17 protein-coding genes and 2 tRNA genes are annotated in these 15,127 nt (G+C 69.5%); 8 read left to right on the forward strand and 11 right to left on the reverse strand.

Annotated elements, in window-relative coordinates; all coding sequences use genetic code 11:
* Position 1 precedes the first annotated feature (1 nt).
* Genes AUV07_RS16070 through pknB form a run of 3 tightly spaced genes read left to right on the forward strand, consistent with a single transcriptional unit; the run spans position 2 to position 4,941 of the window.
* Positions 2-1,456, forward strand: a complete 1,455-nt coding sequence (locus tag AUV07_RS16070) for a peptidoglycan D,D-transpeptidase FtsI family protein (protein ID WP_062637694.1) — start codon at positions 2-4, stop codon at positions 1,454-1,456.
* Positions 1,453-3,204 (forward strand): serine/threonine-protein kinase, encoded by a 1,752-nt coding sequence (locus AUV07_RS16075; protein ID WP_082803013.1) that lies wholly within the window; start codon positions 1,453-1,455, stop codon positions 3,202-3,204. The genes AUV07_RS16070 and AUV07_RS16075 overlap by 4 nt, the downstream gene beginning before the upstream one ends.
* 45 nt (positions 3,205-3,249) lie before the next feature.
* The gene (gene pknB, locus AUV07_RS16080; RefSeq protein ID WP_062637698.1) at positions 3,250-4,941 is read left to right on the forward strand and encodes a Stk1 family PASTA domain-containing Ser/Thr kinase; all 1,692 of its coding nucleotides are present in this window, start codon (positions 3,250-3,252) and stop codon (positions 4,939-4,941) included.
* A gap of 15 nt (positions 4,942-4,956) precedes the next feature.
* Here pknB and AUV07_RS16085 read toward each other — a convergent pair whose 3' ends face one another.
* Genes AUV07_RS16085 through AUV07_RS16090 form a run of 3 tightly spaced genes read right to left on the reverse strand, consistent with a single transcriptional unit; the run spans position 4,957 to position 6,557 of the window.
* Positions 4,957-5,589 carry an anthranilate synthase component II gene (locus tag AUV07_RS16085; RefSeq protein WP_062637700.1) on the reverse strand — a complete coding sequence of 211 codons (633 nt, stop codon included), beginning with the start codon at positions 5,587-5,589 and terminating at the stop codon, positions 4,957-4,959.
* Entirely contained in the window at positions 5,586-5,741 is a 156-nt protein-coding gene (locus AUV07_RS17875) for a membrane protein (RefSeq protein WP_036292274.1), read from the reverse strand. Before AUV07_RS17875 ends, AUV07_RS16085 begins: the two co-directional genes overlap by 4 nt.
* Before the next feature lie 21 nt (positions 5,742-5,762).
* The gene (locus AUV07_RS16090) at positions 5,763-6,557 is read right to left on the reverse strand and encodes a class E sortase (protein WP_062638016.1); all 795 of its coding nucleotides are present in this window, start codon (positions 6,555-6,557) and stop codon (positions 5,763-5,765) included.
* 104 nt (positions 6,558-6,661) lie between these two features.
* Here AUV07_RS16090 and AUV07_RS16095 point away from each other — a divergent pair, with 104 nt between their 5' ends.
* The gene (locus AUV07_RS16095; protein WP_025102888.1) at positions 6,662-6,901 is read left to right on the forward strand and encodes a cell division protein CrgA; all 240 of its coding nucleotides are present in this window, start codon (positions 6,662-6,664) and stop codon (positions 6,899-6,901) included.
* Positions 6,902-7,052: 151 nt separating this feature from the next.
* Here the strand turns inward: AUV07_RS16095 and AUV07_RS16100 are convergent, their stop codons facing one another.
* Together AUV07_RS16100 and AUV07_RS16105 are read right to left on the reverse strand one after the other, a co-directional pair.
* Positions 7,053-7,946, reverse strand: coding sequence for a rhomboid family intramembrane serine protease (locus AUV07_RS16100; protein WP_062637702.1), 894 nt, complete (start codon positions 7,944-7,946; stop codon positions 7,053-7,055).
* 21 nt (positions 7,947-7,967) lie between these two features.
* Positions 7,968-8,525: a peptidylprolyl isomerase gene (locus AUV07_RS16105; protein ID WP_025102886.1), complete on the reverse strand. Its 558-nt coding sequence runs from the start codon at positions 8,523-8,525 to the stop codon at positions 7,968-7,970.
* Between the two features lie 146 nt (positions 8,526-8,671).
* Here AUV07_RS16105 and AUV07_RS16110 point away from each other — a divergent pair, with 146 nt between their 5' ends.
* Both AUV07_RS16110 and AUV07_RS16115 read left to right on the forward strand, forming a co-directional pair.
* The gene (locus AUV07_RS16110) at positions 8,672-9,169 is read left to right on the forward strand and encodes a hypothetical protein (protein WP_025102885.1); all 498 of its coding nucleotides are present in this window, start codon (positions 8,672-8,674) and stop codon (positions 9,167-9,169) included.
* Complete coding sequence (locus AUV07_RS16115) at positions 9,166-9,648, forward strand: aminoacyl-tRNA deacylase (protein WP_231868296.1); 483 nt, start codon at positions 9,166-9,168, stop codon at positions 9,646-9,648. Before AUV07_RS16110 ends, AUV07_RS16115 begins: the two co-directional genes overlap by 4 nt.
* A gap of 14 nt (positions 9,649-9,662) precedes the next feature.
* On the opposite strand, the gene AUV07_RS16120 is transcribed toward AUV07_RS16115, so the two are convergent.
* Positions 9,663-10,085 carry an NUDIX hydrolase gene (locus AUV07_RS16120; protein ID WP_062637704.1) on the reverse strand — a complete coding sequence of 141 codons (423 nt, stop codon included), beginning with the start codon at positions 10,083-10,085 and terminating at the stop codon, positions 9,663-9,665.
* A gap of 133 nt (positions 10,086-10,218) precedes the next feature.
* Between AUV07_RS16120 and AUV07_RS16125 the strand changes: the two genes are divergently transcribed.
* Together AUV07_RS16125 and AUV07_RS16130 are read left to right on the forward strand one after the other, a co-directional pair.
* Entirely contained in the window at positions 10,219-10,665 is a 447-nt protein-coding gene (locus AUV07_RS16125) for a hypothetical protein (protein ID WP_062637706.1), read from the forward strand.
* Positions 10,666-10,715: 50 nt separating this feature from the next.
* Positions 10,716-11,837, forward strand: a complete 1,122-nt coding sequence (locus AUV07_RS16130) for a M24 family metallopeptidase (protein WP_062637708.1) — start codon at positions 10,716-10,718, stop codon at positions 11,835-11,837.
* Positions 11,838-11,846: 9 nt separating this feature from the next.
* On the opposite strand, the gene AUV07_RS16135 is transcribed toward AUV07_RS16130, so the two are convergent.
* The 5 genes from AUV07_RS16135 to AUV07_RS16155 all read right to left on the reverse strand — a co-directional run bounded on the left by AUV07_RS16135 (position 11,847) and on the right by AUV07_RS16155 (position 15,084).
* Positions 11,847-11,922: transfer RNA gene (locus AUV07_RS16135), tRNA-Ala, on the reverse strand.
* Between the two features lie 26 nt (positions 11,923-11,948).
* Positions 11,949-12,022, reverse strand: a tRNA-Ile gene (locus tag AUV07_RS16140).
* Positions 12,023-12,107: 85 nt separating this feature from the next.
* Positions 12,108-13,016 carry a DUF4097 family beta strand repeat-containing protein gene (locus tag AUV07_RS16145; protein WP_157524123.1) on the reverse strand — a complete coding sequence of 303 codons (909 nt, stop codon included), beginning with the start codon at positions 13,014-13,016 and terminating at the stop codon, positions 12,108-12,110.
* Entirely contained in the window at positions 13,013-13,702 is a 690-nt protein-coding gene (locus AUV07_RS16150; protein ID WP_062637710.1) for a LuxR C-terminal-related transcriptional regulator, read from the reverse strand. Before AUV07_RS16150 ends, AUV07_RS16145 begins: the two co-directional genes overlap by 4 nt.
* The gene (locus AUV07_RS16155) at positions 13,690-15,084 is read right to left on the reverse strand and encodes a sensor histidine kinase (protein WP_062637712.1); all 1,395 of its coding nucleotides are present in this window, start codon (positions 15,082-15,084) and stop codon (positions 13,690-13,692) included. The genes AUV07_RS16150 and AUV07_RS16155 overlap by 13 nt, the downstream gene beginning before the upstream one ends.
* Positions 15,085-15,127 lie beyond the last annotated feature (43 nt).

Here is a 15,127-nt window from a genome sequence, read left to right on the forward strand (position 1 = left end):
CATGACCAAAGAGCTCCGCAGACTCAGCATCGTCATGCTGTTCATGTTCGTCGCGCTGTTCGCCGCCACGAGCTGGATCCAGGTCGTCGAGACCGATGTCCTGTCGCAGAATCCGCACAACAAGCGCACGCGGCTGGACAGCTACGAGATCCAGCGCGGCGCGATCATCGTCGACGGCACCGCCATCGCCAACTCGGTCCCGAGCGATGACCAGTACCGGTTCCAGCGCGTGTACACCGACCCGGGCCTGTGGGAACCTGTCACCGGGTACTTCAACCCCGCCCTGGGCTCGGCCACCGGCATCGAGAAGGCGATGAACGCCGATCTCTCCGGCACCGGCTCGAACGCCTTCTTCGCCGAGATCGAGCGCATCCTCTCCGGCCAGCCTCAGCGCGGCTTCAGCGTCGAACTCTCCCTCGACACCGCCGCCCAGCGCGCCGCTGTCGAGGCCCTGGACGGCCTGCAGGGAGCGGTCGTCGCGATGGACCCGAAGACCGGGCGGATCCTCGCGATGGCCTCCACTCCGGGCTTCGACACGAACCGCATGGCGACGCACGACGCGAACGCGGCCAACGCCACGTACGACGAGCTGGTGGCCGATCCGGGCAAGCCGCTGTCCAACCGGGCGATCGCGGGTGACCTCAACCCCCCGGGCTCGACCTTCAAGATCGTCGTGGCGGCCGCCGCCTACGCGAGCGGGGACTGGACTCCGGAGTCGACGCTGCCCAACCCCACCTCGTACACGCTCCCCGGCTCGAACAGTCGGGTCTCCAACGCCTGGGGAGGCGCCTGTGGGCCCGGGGAGACCGTCACGATCGCCGAGGCGATCCGCCTGAGCTGCAACATCCCCATGGCCGAGCTCGCTGTCGAGCTCGGCGACGACACGATCCGGGAGATGGCGGAGAAGTTCGGTTTCAACCGCAGCTTCGACACGCCGCTCACCTCGACGCCTTCCAGCTACCCCCAGGGCCTGGACGACGCACAGACCGCGCTCACCGGATTCGGACAAGGTCAGGTCACCGCGACACCGCTGCAGATCGCCATGGTCTCGGCGGGCATCGCGAACGACGGCGTGGTCATGAACCCGCAGATGGTCGACGCCGTGATCGGCAACGACCTCTCCGTCGTCCGATCGTTCGAGAGCACGGAGTTCGGCCGGGCGATGGAGGCCGACGTCGCCGACGAGGTCACCTCCGCCATGGTCGCGAGCGTCTCAAACGGCGCCGCGCAGGGTGCAAGAATAGACGGGGTCGACGTAGCCGGTAAGACGGGAACGGCGGAGAACGGAAACAGGCCGCACACGCTGTGGTTCACGGGGTTCGCCCCCGCGGACGACCCCGCGGTCGCGGTAGCGGTCGTCGTCGAGAACGGCGGCGGACAGGGTCAATCAGGAAGCGGGGACACCATCGCCGCTCCGATTGCGAAGAAGGTCATAGAGGCGGTGCTGGGCAGATGAGGCCGACGCAGGGTGTGTCGTTCGGTGGTCGCTACGAGCTGCAGTCGCGTATCGCGATCGGTGGCATGGGCGAGGTGTGGGAAGCGACGGATCACGTCATCGGACGTACCGTCGCGATCAAGATCCTCAAGGACGAGTACATGGGGGACCCCGGGTTCCTCGAGCGTTTCCGTGCCGAGGCTCGGCATGCCGCTCTCGTCAACCATGAGGGCATCGCCAGCGTGTTCGACTACGGCGAGGAGAACGGCAGCGCCTACCTCGTCATGGAGCTCGTGCCCGGCGAGGCGCTCTCGACGATCCTCGAGCGCGACGGCTCGCTGAGCGCCGACAAGACGCTCGACATCGTCGCCCAGACGGCCTCGGCCCTGCAGGCCGCGCATGCGGCCGGTCTCGTCCACCGCGACATCAAGCCGGGGAACCTCCTGATCACGCCCGACGGCCGTGTGAAGATCACCGACTTCGGCATCGCCCGCATCGCCGACCAGGTCCCGCTCACCGCGACCGGCCAGGTCATGGGCACGGTGCAGTACCTGTCGCCGGAGCAGGCGTCGGGTCACCCGGCCTCCCCCGCGACCGACACCTACTCGCTGGGCATCGTTGCGTACGAGTGCCTTGCCGGCAAGCGCCCCTTCACCGGCGAGTCGCAGGTCGCGATCGCCATGGCGCAGATCAACGAGCAGCCGCCGCCGCTGCCGCCGACGGTCCCGATCCCCGTGCAGAACCTGGTCATGGCGATGATCGCCAAGAAGCCGGCGGATCGCCCCTCGTCCTCGGCCACGGTCGCCCGTGCGGCCCAGGCCCTGCGTCGCGGCGACCTGAACTCCGCGGCCATCGCCGTGCCCGCCATCGCGACGGGCGGCATCGCCGGCGACGACGACGCCACGCGCATGCTCACCGCGACCGGTGACGACGGCACGACACGCATCCTCCCCACCACCGCGCAGCTTCCCACCGACGAGGCCGCCGCGGAGGAGCAGGAGAAGAAAAAGAAGAAGAAGAGCGCCTGGACGTGGCCTCTCATCGCGCTGATCGTGCTGCTGCTCGTCGTCGCCGTCCCCACCCTGTGGGCGCTGTTCGGCAACCAAGGCAAGGACGCCGACCCGGATCCCACGGCATCCGCGACCCGTAAGCCCACCCAGACCCAGGCGCAGACACCGACGCCGCCACCCACCCCGGAGGAGACGCGCGTCAACGTGACGGCGCTCAACCTCAACGGCATGGACTGCGGTACGGCGACCGCCACCCTGGAAGAGGCCGGCTTCACCGACATCTCGTGCGCGGACGGCGACCCCGCACCGACCGACGCTCAGGTCGGTACCGTCTACCGCGTGCAGCCCACGGGCAACGTCGAGACGACGACACCGATCACCCTCACCGTCTACGCAGCGCGCACGCCGCTTCCGACGCCCACCGATCAGCCCACGATCACGGGAGAGCCGATCGCGGGCAGCACCGTGACGATCTCCTGGGGCACGGGATTCACCTGCCCCAGCGGCACGACCCTCTCCGGATACGTCGTCTCCCTGCAGAACGGGACCTTCGTCTCCGGCGGCCCGAACTTCCAGCCCACCCAGCGCAACGCGCAGGTGACGGTCGGCGACGCGGCGGGCCAGCAGCTCATCGCCACCTACCAGGGACTGTGCTCCGGCGGAGACCAGCGGACGTCCAACGCCTCGCCCCCGCTGTCCGTCACGATCCTCGATCCGCAGGATGACGAGGGTGACGGCGGGAACGCCACCCAAGGGTAGCCTGAGTATCCAGTCCAGCCGCAGTCGTTTCCAGGGGGTTCATCCGTGTCCACAGAGCCACGAGTCATCGCGGGCCGGTACCGCGTCGACGAGCTCATCGGGCATGGCGGGATGGCGAAGGTGTACCGCGGGTACGACCTGACGCTGGGCCGCGAGATCGCGATCAAGATCCTCGATCCCGAGCTCGCGCGGGACACGAGCTTCCGCACCCGCTTCCGGCTCGAGGCGCAGGCGGCATCACGCATGTCGCACCCGTCGATCGTCCGCGTGTACGACGCCGGTGACCCCTCGACGGTCGACAGCTCCTCGGACGAGCCGCCGTACATCGTGATGGAGCTCGTCAAGGGCACGCTTCTGAAGAAGATCATCGCCGACGGCCCGGTGCCCGTCCAGGACGCTGTGCGCTATGTCGACGGCATCCTCGAAGCGCTCGACTACTCGCACCGCGCCGGCGTCGTGCACCGCGACATCAAGCCCGGCAACGTCATGGTCACCGACAAGGGCCAGGTGAAGGTGATGGACTTCGGCATCGCGCGCGCGGTGTCCGACTCCTCCTCCACGGTCGCCGAGACGACGCAGATCATCGGCACCGCCGCCTACTTCTCCCCCGAGCAGGCCAAGGGCGAGCCCGTCGACGCGCGTGCAGACCTCTACTCCACCGGGGTCGTGCTGTACGAGCTGCTCACCGGACGCCAGCCGTTCCGAGGAGAGTCCCCGGTGGCCGTCGCCTACCAGCATGTCAGCGAGACGCCGGTGCCGCCCTCCGAGGTCAACGAGGAGGCTCCGGCCGCCCTCGATCCGATCGTGCTCCGCGCCCTCGCGAAGGACCCGTACCAGCGGTATCCGGATGCCGCGCACTTCCGCGCCGCCCTCGACGCCGCAGTGACGGGCGCGGCACCGACACGCAAGCAGATCGGCGCTCTGACCAGCGAGCTCTACGGGCCCAATCCGCGGCAGGCGCAGGAGACGGCGCGATCTCTCCGGCAGCTCAGCACCGACACCACCATGGCCCGCACGCAGTCGGGGCCGCCCGTCGCGTGGATCTGGGCCGGCGTCGCCCTGCTCGCGGTCCTCCTGGCCTCTGTGCTGTTCTGGGTGTGGACCATCAGCATGCGCCCCGCCGACGTGCCCAGCACCTCGCGGGTCGTCCCGGATCTGACGAACGTCGCCTCGGAACGTGCGCAGGACGACCTCGCCGAACTCGACCTCTCCTCCAAGATCATCATCGAGTCGAGTCCCTCGATCGCGGAGGGCAACGTCATCCGCACCGATCCGGAGGGCGGCGTGTCCGTGGAGCAGGGCTCGACCGTCACGCTCTACGTGTCTTCGGGCGAGGAGACCGTCGTCGTGCCGAAGCTGGAGGGCATGTCCCTGGATGCCGCCACGAAGGCGCTCAAGGACGCCGGGCTCGAACTGGGGACCGTGACCCAGCGCAACGACAAGGCTCTCGCCGCGAACACCGTCATGACCGCCAGTGAAGACGCGGATGCCGAGGTCGCTCCCGGCACGGTGGTGAACCTCGAGGTCGCCAGCGGCAAGATCACCCTGAACAACGTCGTCGGCTGGTCCCTGGATTCGGCAACGCAGGAGCTCGAGGATCTCGGGCTCACACCGGTTCCGACCGCCGCCCCAGAGTGCCCGGCGACGGACCCGGCGACCGTGCACTCGATGTCCGTCGCGCCCGGCGACGTTCCCGTCGGGTCGTCGGTCGAGCTCCGCTACTGCACCGGATCCTGACCCAGACCCGCCGGCTCAGCGTGCCAGCGGATCGAGGCGAGCGGATCGGGAGACGGCCTCCTCGTCCCCGCACAGCCCGAGCCAGTTCGCAAGCAGCCGATAACCACCACGGGTGAGCACGCTCTCCGGATGGAACTGCACCCCGTGCAGCGGCAATGTCCGGTGCGCGAGGGCCATCACGGTGCCGTCGGGCGCGGTGGCGGTCACGATGAGGTCGGCGGGGAGGTCGCCGACGGCGAGAGCGAGCGAGTGATAGCGCCCGACGTCGAACGGCGACGGAAGGCCGGCGAACAGCGCGGAGCCGTCGTGACGGACCGCCGAGACCATGCCGTGCATCACCGCAGGTGCCGACCGGACGGGTGCCCCGAGCGCGGCTCCGATGACCTGGTGTCCCAGACACACGCCGAGCGTGGGCACGCCGCGGCGCATCGCGATCCGGGCAGCCTCGACCGAGACCCCGGCGTCGGCAGGGGCCCCGGGGCCGGGAGAGAGGAGGAGGGCGTCGTGGGAGTCCAGCATCCGTTCGACCGCCGCGGCGTCCGTCGCGTCCGACTCGACGAGGGTGGTGCCCGCCCCGAGCTCCCGGAGATAGCCGACGAGGGTGTGCACGAAGCTGTCGTGGTTGTCGACCACCAGGACGCGCGTCATTCGACGTCGACCTCGCCGGGGGAGATGAGGGGGCTGACCCAGGGGAACACGTACCAGAACAGGGCGTAGAGCACCGCGGCGATCACCACGAGCAGAATGAGGACGCGCAGCCACCACGGGCCGGGCAGCAGGCGCCAGAGTGCGGCGTACATGGGTCTTCTCTCTCCTGGGGGTCACACGGACGGCGCGGCCGGCGGCGGCGGGGGATCGGTCAGGGCCGGCGGGGGCCCCTCGGCTCGCGGTTGGAAGCTCTCGAAGACCCCGTACGCGACGATGCGCTCGGCGAGCGAGTACAGCGGCGAGCACGCCGTCAACGTGATGTACTGCTCCCCCGTCTGCTGCTCCGGCATCTGCGGCACGTCGGCGAGCACGTCGGTCTGCGTCGGCTTCACGTACTCCAGGGTGCGGAACCGGTAGGTGTACCACCCGTCCGGAGTCTCCACCACGATCGCGTCGCCCACGTGCAGCTTGTCGAGCTGGTTGAACGGCTTGCCCCAGGTCGTGCGGTGGCCGGCGAGCGAGAAGTTGCCGACCTCTCCGGGCATCTTCGACTGCGTGTAGACCCCGATGCCCTTCTGATCGAGCGTGCGCGCCCGGCTGGTCCCCCCGTAGATCCCGAAGTTGTAGTCGGCCCCGAACCGGGGGATGTGCATCTGCCCGAACCACTCGCCGTCGGCCGGTGCCGCCGGGACCGGCGCCTGATAGACCGTCTCGCCGTCGTCCGTCTCGATGAGAGGCGGGGGCTCGGGGGCTTCGCCCGCGGCGAGCTGCTGCGAGATCGCGGCGCCCTCCTCGTTCTTCTGGGCGGCGATGATGATGTCGCCGATCCACATCTGCCAGGCGACGAAGAGGAGCACGATGACGCCGGCGGTCAGGAGGAGTTCGCCGAGCACACTCGCGAACGTGGCGCGCGACCGGGGTCGCTGCCGCCGTCCGCGCCGCCCCCCAGGCACGACAGATGCAGTCATGGGCGTGATCATATCCGCCGGACCTGTGCAGCAGGAGTCGGGGCGCCGCCGATCCGCGTCCTCACGTCTCGTCGGCGCCGAGGTCTCCCGGGTACAATGACGGCATGGCACGTGACCGCAAGACCGAAGAACCCGCCGTCGAGCGCGCCGAGGGCGACGCCGCTCCCAACGCCGTCTGGTTCAAGCCGGTGATGATCGGCTTCATGCTCCTCGGCCTCGCCTGGATCCTCGTCTTCTACATCTCGGGCATGCAGTTCCCCATCCCCGGCCTCGACAACTGGAATCTGGCCATCGGTCTGGGCATCGCCCTCATCGGATTCCTCATGACCACACGCTGGCGCTGACCGCCGGCAACGACAAGAACCCCTCGCCACCGCGGCGAGGGGTTCTTTCGTCTGTCCGAGAGTCCGACGTTATCCACAGGTTATCCCCACACTGGGGAGAATTACACCGATGTTATTCACAGGGGTTAACAACCCTGTTAACAACTCGGGATCAGGCCAAAAGGATGAGGGGCGGCACCACGGCGACCACGACGATCAACAGCACCACCAGGGCGGCGAGCGACACGATCTGCCAGGTCCGCTGGTCGCGGCGCTTCGTGCGGACGTAGATGAGGGCCACGAGCGCGCCCGTGATCGCGCCGCCGAGGTGCGCCTGCCAGGAGATGCCACCGGCGAAGAACCCGAAGGCGAAGTTGATGCCGAGGATCACGAGGATGCCCGTGACGTTGGCCCCGATGTGGCGCCCGATGATCAGGAGCGACGCCAGGAGCCCGAAGATCGCCCCGGAGGCGCCGACCGTCCACGTCTCCGGCGCGAGGACGGCCACCGCGACGGATCCGCCGAGACCGCTGATGAGGTACAGCGCGAGATAGCGGACACGACCGAGCATCGGTTCGAGGTTCTGCCCGAGCATCCACAGGGCGAGCATGTTCAGGGCGAGATGCACGAAACCCCCATGCACGAACAGCACGGTCAGCAGTCGCCACGGCTCGAACGGCAGGAGGGAGAGGTTCGGGTAGAGGAACGGCGCGTAGAAGCCGAGAGCCTGGATGATCGGGGCGTTGAGCCCGGGGATGAGCTGCACGAGGCCGATGAACGACGTCACCGCCAGCAGGACGTACGTGACGACCGGCTTGCCGCTGCGCACGGCCCCCATGGTCGTGGCGCCGCCGCCGCGCCAGCGTCGCGCAGCCCTCTTCTGAGCGGGGGTGCGGTTCTTGCGCTCCGCGTTCATGCACTCCGGGCAGATGACGCCGACCGGGGCGGGCGTCTGGCACTCGGGGCAGATGGTGCGGAGGCACCGCTGGCAGAGCACGAAGGACTGCCGATCCGGATGCCGGTAGCAGAAGTTCTCACGATTGTTCGTGAACTCGGGCGTCGTCATCCGGATCGGCCGTCGCTGTCGTCAGGCGGCGACGATGTCGATCGACTGCAGCACCACGGGCTCGATCGGGCGGTCGCCCGCCGCCGTCGGAACCGCGGAGATCGCGTCGACGACCTTGCGCGATGCGTCGTCGGCGACCTCGCCGAAGATCGTGTGCTTGCCCTGCAGCCACGGGGTCGGGTCGGTGGTGATGAAGAACTGCGAGCCGTTCGTGCCCTCGACCTTGCCGGTGATGGCGTTGCGGCGGAGGCCCGCGTTGGCCATCGCGAGGATGTAGGGCTCGTTGAAGTTGAGCTCGTTGTTGATCTCGTCGTCGAAGTTGTACCCCGGACCGCCGACGCCCTGGCCGAGCGGGTCGCCGCCCTGGATCATGAAGTTCGGGATGATGCGGTGGAAGATGACGTCCTTGTAGAGGGGACCCTCGCCCGGCTTGCCGGTGGCGGGGTGCGTCCACTCCTGGGAGCCGTCGGCGAGACCGACGAAGTTCTTGACCGTCTTCGGGGCGTGGTCGCCGAAGAGGTTGATGACGATGTCACCGTGGTTGGTGTGCAGAGTTGCGACGTGGGAAGCGTGAACCATGCGTTCATTCTCGCAGAGCTTCCGATGAGCGGGCCGGGCGTGTACAACGCGGGGGCGGATGATGCAAGGGGCGGGCGATTCCCTCGCCGCATCCAGCCTCTCGTGGCAAGATGGGGAACCCGTACTCCAATGGACAGGAGAGCATCGTGAGCCTCAGCCGCAAGCGGAAGAAGCAGCTTCGTCGTCTTCAGAAGGACGCGAACCAGCTGTGGGAAGACCAGCAGGTGCTCGTCGGCCACGCTGCCGACGTCGCTCGTGAGGCAGGTCGCCAGCTCGGCAACTTCAATCGCGAGCAGATCGTCCCCGTGGTCCAGGACACCTACAACCGCCGCGTCGCCCCGGTCGTCGACCGTTCGGTGAAGGCCGGGAAGCATGTCGTGGACGACAAGGTCGTCCCCATCGTGGGCGGGGTCGTGGGTACGGCGCTGACCGCCTGGGACGTCGCGAACGCGAAGCGCCACGGCGTCGAGTACAAGGCCCGCAAGGCGGTCTCGCAGAAGAAGGGTCCGGGCCTCGGATCCGTCATCGCCATCGTCCTGGGCGCCGCCGCCGCCGTCGGGGTGCTCTACGCCGCTTGGCAGGCGCTGCGGGCCGACGACGAGCTCTGGGTCGCCGACGACCCGCTGTCGGCTCCCGACGCGTGACCACTCCCGACCCGCACGCGCGGGTGAGGGATGCTGCGGCCGCCCGCGGACTCGACATCGAGATCCGCGAGCGGCCGCAGGCGCGGAGCCTCGTCGAGGCCGCCGAGATCCTCGGCATCCCGCCGTCCGGGATCGTGAAGACCCTCGTGGTGAAGCGCTCGGACGACACCTATCTTTTCGCGCTCATCCCCGGTGGGCGGTCCATCTCGTGGCCGAAGCTGCGCGCCGTCGTCGGAGTGAACAAGCTCCGCCTGCCGGAACCCGAGCTCGCTCTCGCGGCGACCGGTTATGAACGCGGAACCATCGTCCCGATCGGCAGCACCACCGACTGGCCGGTCTACGCCGATGAGTCCATCGTGGGCGAGCGGGTCGCGATGGGCGCCGGTGCGCACGGTTACAGCCTGTTCGTCGACGCCGACGACCTCATCGCGGCGTACGGCGCGACCGTCGCCGACATCTCGGTGCCCGACGAGCGCTGACGTCCGCCCGATCCTCAGACCAGGCCGGCCATCCGCAACGCGATGTCCACCAGCCGTACACGCTGCAGTCCGGCGACCGCGGAGAGCGCGAACCACTCGGCGCGATCGGTGGAGCCGTCCGTCTCCCACCGCAGCTTCCCGCCGGTGACCTCGGCCCGATAGACGATGCGCAAGGTATGCAGGGGGTCTGACGACTTCTGCACGCGCCGCCCTGCCGGGATGACACGGGAGTGGATGCCGAGGAGCTGTCCGACCCGGACCGTGTACCCGGTCTCCTCGCGGAGCTCCCGCCGCACCGCGTCCTCGGGCGCCTCGCCCGGTTCCAGGCCGCCGCCCGGGAGCGTCCACGCCACACGTCGGCCCTCGGTCCACCGCGCCAGCAGGAGGCGTCCACCCTCATCGGTGACGACCCCGTATGCGGCGACGCGCAGGTCCATGCGTCACACCCTATCCGGGTCTCGGACCGTCCCCGCCGCGTGACGATCGGGGTGATCGATCACGAATCGAGAAGCCCGGCATCACGCGCCGTCCCTACGCTGGGAGCATCATCCGGCCCACGAGAGGAACATCATGGCTGACACCGAGAAGAACTTCACCGCCGAGGAGCGCGAGGCCATGCAGGCCGCCGCCAAGGAGGCCCGCACCCGACGCTCGCGGGCCAAGAAGTCGCCCGAGGAGCTGCGGGCCGCCGGCGAGGCCGATCTCAAGGAGGCCGTCGCGAAGCTCACCGACGAGGACAGGCTGCTCGCCGAGAAGCTGCACGTGCTGGTCTCCGAGGTGGCGCCCGAACTCGTGCCGCGGACGTACTACGGCATGCCGGCGTGGGGCCGCGACGGGAAGGTGATGTGCTTCTTCCAGCCGGCCAGCAAGTTCAAGGTCCGCTACGGCACCTTCGGGTTCGAGCCGATCTCCCACCTCGATGACGGCACCGTCTGGCCGACCGCGTACGCGGTGACCGCGCTCACGGAGAAGGACCTCGAGTTCCTCGCCGGACGCATCCGCCAGGCGATCAGCTGATCCCGAAGTGGGTCTGACGCAGCGGGGCCGCTCGCGTTAGCGTGGTGCCTGTGAGCACCCTTCCCTTCTCCGCCGCCGTCTACGCCCGCCGTCTGGCACGCGCGCAGGAACGCGCCCAGGAGGCTGGCCTCGACGCGATCATCGTCGGCCCCGGCCCCGACCTGCAGTACCTCCTCGGTGTCGAGGGTGACACCATCGAGCGGCTGACCGCCCTCGTCCTGCCGCCGCGCGGCGCGGCGACGGTCATCGTCCCGCGGATGGAGCTCGCCAAGGTGCGCAGCACGGCCGTCGGAGAGCTCGGGCTGGCGGTCGCCGATTGGGTCGACGGCGACGATCCGTACGCCCTCGTCGCCGCGGCGACCGGTCCCGTCTCCCGCGTCGGGGTGTCGGATGCGCTTCCCGCGCTGCACGTCGTCCCGATCGGGGAACGGCTGCAGGCCCGGCTCGAGCTCGCGACCCCCGTCCTCCGCGAGGGCCGGATGACCAAGGACGACGAGGAGATCGCCGAGCTGCGCCGAGCCGGCGCGGCGATCGATGCCGTGCACCGCCGCGTGCCCGGATGGCTGCGCGCCGGCCGCACCGAGCGGGAGGTCGCCGCCGACATCGCCGCGGCGATCGTGGAGGAGGGGCATCGGACGGTCGAGTTCGTCATCGTCGGCTCCGGGCCCAACGGCGCCGACCCGCACCACGAGGTCTCCGACCGGGTCATCGAGCAGCACGACGTGGTGGTCGTCGACATCGGCGGTGCCGTTCCGAGCGGCTACAACTCCGACAGCACGAGGACCTACGTCGTCGGAACGCCCGATCCGGTGGCAGCCGATCGCATCGCCACCCTCGTCCGGGCGCAGCAGGCCGCCGTGGATGCGGTGCGCCCCGGGGTCACGGCGGCGGAGGTCGACGCGGCCGCCCGCTCGGTTCTCACGGAGGCGGGGCTCGGCGAGGCGTTCCTGCACCGCACGGGTCACGGGATCGGCGTCTCGGTGCATGAGGAGCCCTACATCGCCCCCGGCAACGACCTCGTGCTGCGAGAGGGCATGGCCTTCAGCATCGAGCCCGGCATCTACTTCGCCGGCGAATGGGGTGCCCGCATCGAGGACATCGTGGTCGTGACCGCGGACGGGGCCGAGCGCCTGAACACGGCGCCGCACGAACTCACGGTGACCGACCGGTGAGGGGGAGGATGGTGGAGCCTAGGAGATTCGAACTCCTGACATCCTGCTTGCAAAGCAGGCGCTCTACCAACTGAGCTAAGGCCCCGTGAGGGAATTCTTGAATTGAAAGGGTGGGGCTACCAGGACTTGAACCTGGGACCTCTTCATTATCAGTGAAGCGCTCTAACCGCCTGAGCTATAGCCCCGTCAACCTCCAGAACTTTACCGGAGTTTCGCCGAAAATCCGAATCGAGGGCGAGGACCCCCTCCGGGATCCCCGCCCTCGGCCGGTCACCGTCCCGGGCTGACGTCCACGCTGCCGGCCGACACGGACACGTCGATCGTGCGTCGAGCGCTCGGGGACTCGTCGACCCTGGCATCGAACGAGCCCGCGTTGACGTCCTGACTGATCCGATACTCCACGTCGGGAAGGGTCAGATTCAGCGATCCGGCGCTCACGTCGATCGTGGTCGTCGCCGGCGCGTCGCCGGTCAGCTCCACGGTCAGATCGCCCGCAGCGATACCGAGATCCGCCTGGTCGACGCCCTCCAGGAGGACGTCCGCGCGTCCCGCGTTCATCTGCACATCGAAGGCCGCGGCCGCACCGGAGACGTCCAAGGATCCGGCGTTCATCTGGACTTCCAAGGTGCCGAACTCACCGGAGACGTCGAGAGCGCCGGCATCGAGAGTGAGACTCGCGTCGAGGCTGGAGCCGCTGAGCTCCTCCGGCAGCGTGAGGACCGCGCGCTCGTCGTCGCCGAACCAGTTGCCGAACCACCAGCCGAAGGCCGGTCGAGGACTCCGGACGACGAGCTCGTCCGCCTCGCGCTCGAACGTCCACGCACCGCGGCCGTTGGTCACGGAGAGCTCCGCCGCGTCCACATCGCCGAAGTCGATTCGGACCATGCTCGCGTCGGCGTCGAGATCGATCGCGGTGACGCCGTCGACGTCCACTGTCTGCACCGAATCCGGCCGGCTGGAGGAGAGGAGGGTGCCGGTCGCCGCGACGGCCGCCGTGCCTCCGGCACCGAGCAGGGCGATCCCACCGACCACGGCGGTGACGATCATGACGGCGGTCGCTCCGGACGAGCGCCGGGGTCCGGGCGCGCCGGGCGCCGGCGTGGGGGACGCCGCGGACGGCGGCGGGGGAGGAGTGATCGGGGAGTGTCCCCCCTGTGCTCCGGTGTTCTCGGTGGTCATCGTGAGACTCCTGTCTGGCCGTTCGACGGCGTGGGGCCGCCCGTGTTCTCGAGGTGGGCGAGGGCGGCGAGCACGCGGCGGTTGCCCGACTCGTCCTGTTCGAAGCCCAGCTTCTGGAAGATGGAGGTGATGTGCTTCTCGACGCTCGCCGCCGAGAGGAAGAGGAGGCCGGCGATCGCCTGGTTCGACTTGCCCTCGGCGAGCAGGGCCAGCACGGTGCGCTCCCGCTCGGTGAGCCGCATCATGCGGTCGTCGCGGTTCCGCCGCGTCAGGAGCTGAGCCACCACTTCCGGGTCGAGCACGGTGGCCCCGTCGGCGATCCGCTGCACCGAAGCGATGAACTCGGCGACATCCGCCACCCGGTCCTTCAGGAGGTAGCCGAGCGGACCGCCCTGCGCGGCGATGAGGTCGGACGCGTAGCGCTCCTCCACGTACTGCGACAGCACGAGGATGGCGAGCGCCGGGTGCACGGCACGGAGGTCCAGCGCCGCGCGGATGCCCTCGTCCGTGAAGGTGGGCGGCAGCCGCACATCGAGGATGCAGAGGTCCGGGGACGTGGATGCCACAGTGGCACGGAGGTCGGTGGTGTCGGTGAGGGCGGCGACCACCTCGTGGCCGGCGTCTTCGAGCAGACGCACGAGCCCCTCGCGCAGGAGGACGGAGTCCTCGCAGATCAGGATGCGCATGGCACGTTCACCTCCAGGCTGGTCGGACCGCCCTGCGGGCTGTCGAGTCGGAACGTTCCGCCCGCGGCGAGGATCCGGTTCGCGATGCCGTCGAGGCCTCCGCCCGGGATGACCTGGGCCCCGCCCATGCCGTTGTCCTCGACCCGCGCCCAGAGGGTGTTCCCCTCGCGGAGCCGGACCGTCACCCGCGCCTCGCTGGCCCGGGAGTGCTTCGCCGCATTGGTCAGCGATTCGGCGATGGAGAAGTACACCGCCGCCTCCGCATCGCGCCCCGGCCGGCTTCCCCCGGCGCCGCCACCCTGGGTCCCTGAGCCGCCCCCGTGGATCACTGAGCCGCCACCCTGGGTCCCTGAGCCGTAACCCTGGGTCCCTGAGCCGTAACCCTGGGTCCCTGAGCTTGTCGAAGGGTCCATCCGCACGTCCAACTGCACGGGGATGGGGGAGCGGCTGGCGAGTGCCGACAGTGCGGCGTCCAGGCCGCGGTCGTCGAGCACCGACGCGTGGATGCCTCGCGCGAGCTGCCGCAGCTCGGTGATCGCGGCCTTGGTCGACGTGTGCGCCTCGGAGATGAGCTCCTTCGCGGCGTCGGGATCGGTGTCGATCTTCTGCTGCGCGAGCCCGAGGGTCATCCCGACGGACACGAGCCGCGGCTGGACGCCGTCGTGGAGGTCGCGTTCGATCCGCGTCCGTTCCAGGTCGGCGGCGCGGACCGCTCCCTCCCGCTGGGCGGTGGATGCCCGCACACGCTCGGTGAGCTCGACCTCCCGGGCTCGGGCGACGATCGCCAGCGCCAGCGTGCGAGCCAGGAGGGCGAGGCCGATGATGCCGGCGGCCGAGGCGAGCGCACCGAGGATGCCGATCAGGGGCGCCCAGGACACCGGGATCTGCCCGCCGCCGAAGGGGCCGATGATCGTCTCGGCCGACGTCAGCGGGGCGAAGGCGATGATGATCGACCAGAGGAATGCCCAGAAGAGCCGCAGGACCACGAAGCCGAGGACGGCGGTGATCGCGAAGTTCGCGACCGCGCGCCACATCCGTCCGTCGATCGCCTGCCGCCCGAGCGAGCGGAGCCAGCCGCCGAAGCCGGGACGGTCCCGCGGCTGGAGCCGGAGCGGGGTGTTCGGCACGCGGTACAGGCCGGCGACGCGGGCGATCTCGAACCAGCCCACGCCGAAGAGCGCATACACGAGGCCCACGAGCACCACGATGCCGACGCCGAAGACGAAGAGGAGGCCGAGCCCGGTGCCGAGGAGGCCGCCGAGCATCCCGAAGATGCCGCCCCCGATCACCCCGACGCCGGCGAGATGCAGGATCGTGAGCGGGATGCGCAGCGGCGGCTTCCCGGTCGCAGCGGCCCCGGGGGTCGCAGTCTGTGTGGTCATGCTTCCACGGTAGGGCCGCCGCGCGACCGCGCCCACCGAGTCA

Source organism: Microbacterium sp. CH1 (genome assembly GCF_001595495.1).
In the GTDB taxonomy this organism is placed as follows: Bacteria; Actinomycetota; Actinomycetes; order Actinomycetales; family Microbacteriaceae; genus Microbacterium.